This window comes from Streptomyces sp. NPDC007189, from assembly GCF_040703635.1.
In the GTDB taxonomy this organism is placed as follows: Bacteria; Actinomycetota; Actinomycetes; order Streptomycetales; family Streptomycetaceae; genus Streptomyces.
Genome location: NZ_JBEYEY010000063.1, coordinates 1 through 3,757, shown reverse-complemented (window position 1 = coordinate 3,757; position 3,757 = coordinate 1). Strand labels below are relative to the sequence as shown.

At 67.5% G+C, this 3,757-nt stretch carries 2 protein-coding genes and 2 pseudogenes; 2 read left to right on the top strand and 2 right to left on the bottom strand.

Going from position 1 to position 3,757, the window contains the following annotated elements:
* Both AB0950_RS40315 and AB0950_RS40310 read right to left on the bottom strand, forming a co-directional pair.
* Nucleotides 1-94, bottom strand: a pseudogene (locus tag AB0950_RS40315) (IS5/IS1182 family transposase); the annotation flags it as partial.
* Nucleotides 95-398: 304 nt separating this feature from the next.
* Nucleotides 399-700, bottom strand: a pseudogene (locus AB0950_RS40310) (polysaccharide deacetylase family protein); the annotation flags it as partial.
* Nucleotides 701-907: 207 nt separating this feature from the next.
* On the opposite strand from AB0950_RS40310, the gene AB0950_RS40305 reads away from it, so the two are divergent.
* Nucleotides 908-1,138 carry a hypothetical protein gene (locus AB0950_RS40305; RefSeq protein WP_366780808.1) on the top strand — a complete coding sequence of 77 codons (231 nt, stop codon included), beginning with the start codon at nt 908-910 and terminating at the stop codon, nt 1,136-1,138.
* A gap of 757 nt (nt 1,139-1,895) precedes the next feature.
* Nucleotides 1,896-2,894, top strand: coding sequence for a hypothetical protein (locus AB0950_RS40300; RefSeq protein ID WP_360162807.1), 999 nt, complete (start codon nt 1,896-1,898; stop codon nt 2,892-2,894).
* Nucleotides 2,895-3,757: the final 863 nt, after the last annotated feature.

Below are 3,757 nucleotides of genomic sequence, written 5' to 3'. Positions count from 1 at the left end.
GACCGCCGCCCTGAGGCCGGGTAGGCGCTTCTGGCACCACCCGCTGGAACAACTCCCACAACTCATCCGGCACCAGCCGCTCCACGATCCCCACGCCCGCAGGCTACCGGAGGAATCCAAATGAGATAACGTCTAAGAAGTGCTCGGCGCCAGGCCATGGAGCAAGCCTCCCAGCTCAACAACACGGCACCGCAGATCCGGCATGGGCACTTCGCTACGCAATGGCCCCGCGCAGGGGTGTGTCATTGCTGTTGTCCTGGCATTCCGGCTATGCCGCCGGGGTGGCTCGCAGGGACGCGACGTTTCGTTCCAGAATATGCTCGGCCTGCTCCCAACTGGCGTGCCCCCTCGCCGATGGTCTGATCACCGCGGAGGACAGCTGCCGGGCGCTGCGCACTTCAGCGCACGGGAAAACCGAAGGCATAGACCTGCTCCGCAGGTGGGAGATGAGCACGGCGAGCGCAGCGACCGTCTGCGATTGATCCCCGCCGCCGTCATGGAAAAGGATCGTGGGGCCGTTGGGCAGCTCATGCTCCACGGTATGCAGGATCGTCAGTGCGCCGGGCTGCTTGTAGTCCTCGGCGTCGATGTTCCAGCCGAGCGGGCGCATGCCCATCGACGCGGCGATCTGCCGACTGTAGGGCGTGAAGGCGCCGCCCGGTGCTCGATGACGTGGGTGAAGCGCTCGCCCGCCCGTGGCCGTCCGATCGGCTTGCTGCAGAGCCGCCCGCATGCCCACCCCATATCGGTCCCAGCACCGCGGCGCCCACCAGCGTGCCGACCGCCGCGAGCACTGGGACTGCCCAGGCTCTCTCCGACATTGTCTTGCGCCGCACCATGCCTCCTGTTCTTGGCTACGCGTTCCGCATTCTTCTGCTCCGACATAGGCAAGGCGGGAAAGAATCGCATGCCGGATCCCACCAGGCGTGGCTCTGTTGATGTCGCGGAGCACCGTGTTGGACAGCAGTCGAGAGGCAGGGACCCGAGATCGGCAAGGACTACAAGACGCAGGTCACCCCGATCGGACGAGGATCTGGGTAACCTGTCGCTGTCGCTGTCGCTGTCGCTGTCGCTGTCGCTGTCGCTGTCGCTGTCGCTGTCGCTGTCGCTGACGGCCGGCACGCCGATCACACGGTGACGAACGTCCGGCCGGAGCCCCGTACGTCGTTTCGTCGCGTGGGCGACCGCGCAACGCCCCGCACCTCGCCGCTTCGGCCTCGGATACGAGGCCGTACAACAGCGCCCCGCCCACGGGAAGTCCTGGCCGCAGGACATGGAGTGGTGAGGGCCACGATGAGCGGCGAGTGGGGGATCTTCCACCCCCCTTCGGAGTGGCCGGTGAGGCCCGGTTGGCATGCACTCATCCGCCACCTCGGCCCAGCCGCATACGGTCGAGGAGCACTGCATGCCGTCAGCGCGCGCCGGTGGCCCGGGCTTCGGTGTGTCCGGGGCCGCCGGCCGGGCGTCCGCATGAACCTCGACGGAATCCCTGTCCCTTCACCGGCTTGGCTTCGTCCAGGTGGGCTGGCGCGCCCGGACGGATACAACGCCAGCGCGGCCTGCCGTCACTCGCTGATCCAGCCCTGCCCCGATTGACAGATGCCAGTGACAGGCCAGTCGTCCGGCGGTCGGCCGGCGCATGGAGGCAGAGGAAGGGACTTGACGTGGATGACCTCTCTCAGGGCGTCACTGATGTCGACCACCACCCACGGCCACGCCCGTCCCCCCACCGTTCGGGCGGCCCGCCGAAGCCGACTGGGCTGACGCGGTTGCGGGCTGCTTGGCGCAGGGCGCTGCCCGCACTGGCGGTCTTCGCCGTCATGCGTCTGGCAGGCGTGGCAGCGGTGTCCGCCTGGGCTGTCCACGTGGGCCGGCATCCACGTTCGGTCCTGGGCATGCGGTGGGACAGCTTGTGGTACCTGCACATCGCTCAGCACGGCTTCGGCACCGTACGTCCCGGTCCGCCGGGTACCGGCATCGTGTACAGCGACATGGCCTTCTTCCCTCTGTATCCGGCGCTCATCCGGGCAGTGAACACGGTGATACCGGTGGGGGAGGTCAACGTGGCCCTCGCCCTGTCGTGGAGCGCCGCACTGGTGGCTGCCGCAGGGATCTACGCGGTAGGGGAACTGATGTACCAGCGACGGGTCGCCGTCGCACTCGTCGCCCTGTGGGCGGCACTGCCCCAGGCCGTGGTCACGACCATGGCCTACACCGAGTCGATGATGACCGCCTTTGCGGCGTGGGCTCTGTATGCCGCCCTCACACGCCGCTGGCTCACCGCCGGCCTGCTCGCCCTGCTGGCGGGCCTCACCCGCCCCAACGGGATTGCCGCAGCCGTTGCCGTGATGACCGCCCTGGGAGCACACGCATCGCACCGCCGCGACGACCAGCCTATGGAGTGGCGTATGTGGCTCTCCGCGCTGCTCGCCCCGGCCGGATGGCTGGGTTACGTCATCTGGGTGGGGAACAAGACGGGCAGCCCGACGGGCTATTTCGCCGTCCAACGACGGTTCGGCTCCACCTTCGACTTCGGCCACTACAGCCTGTACATGTTCAAGCATCTGGTGCTGGCCAAGGGATCGTTGGGCCAGTACACGGCTGCGGCTGTCGTCACCGGGGCGGTGGTCCTGTTCGTCCTCAGCCTCCTCGACCGGCAGCCGCCACCCCTCTTGGTCTACAGTGCGACGCTGATCGTGATGGCTCTGGGCGGCGCCCATTTCTTCACCAGCAGGCCGCGCCTCCTCTTCCCGGCCTTTCCCCTCCTGCTCCCCGCGGCGCTGGCGATCTCGCGGGCTCGCTTGCGTAACGCCTGCGTTCTGATGGCGCCTGCTGTGGCGTTCTCCCTGGCATTCGGCATCTATCTCACCATGATGACGAAAAGCCCGCCATGACGCGGATTGCGGTCACGGGTCTGAGAGCCCGACAGGGTGAGACGGTGGCCTTCACACCGGCGAAAGAGCCACTGCCGCCACTGGGTCACCCCTGACCGATCATGCTTTCAGCGTGCTGCGACGCATCTTCCCCAGCACTGCAAGGTGTGAGCCGGATGCCCCAGACAGCTGACCGTGGGTTCTCCTCCGTTTACGCAAGGGGGGCGGGCAGGCGACGGGGGAGTGCACCTGCCCGCCCCGGAGCGCAATACCCCGCACGGGGGGAGCGGGGCATTGCACGGCTGTGATCACGGCTCACCGGTTACAGCGCGCCGGAAGCCGCAAGTGTCACACCGATTGTGCTGATCCGTCCACCGTCAGCCTCGCCAGCGACACGCGCGCTCTTCCCTTTCACATGCACAGCGGCGAGACGTTCCGCGCCTCACGCAAGGGTGCGTCACCGGGCGTGCGAGGCATGACGGCGGCGCCTGACCCGCCCGCGGGCGCCCGCGGGTCGCGGATGCGATTGAATCTCGGCTCTTGACAAAATTGCCCTCGTGTAGCCGCTGCCGGTTTCTTGCCCCGCCCACCTGATCCCGGACGCCACCGGCACCGATGCCTTCCACGACGCGTACCGCAACGCGATGGCGCGCAAGGCCGTATTCGTCGCTATTGAAATTCGAAGCACGCCGGCGGTGGACCGTGAAGGCGGACACCCTTACCGCCGGCGCCGGCCACACGGTCGCGGACGCCGTCAACGAGGCAGTCCGGGACGCGATCACCTGCCTGGTTACTGACCTTCAAAGCGTGGTGTCGTAGGGGCTGACGCCTCATGATCCCTGCGGTATGCCGACGTTATGAGGTATGCGCAAGGGGGCGGGCTG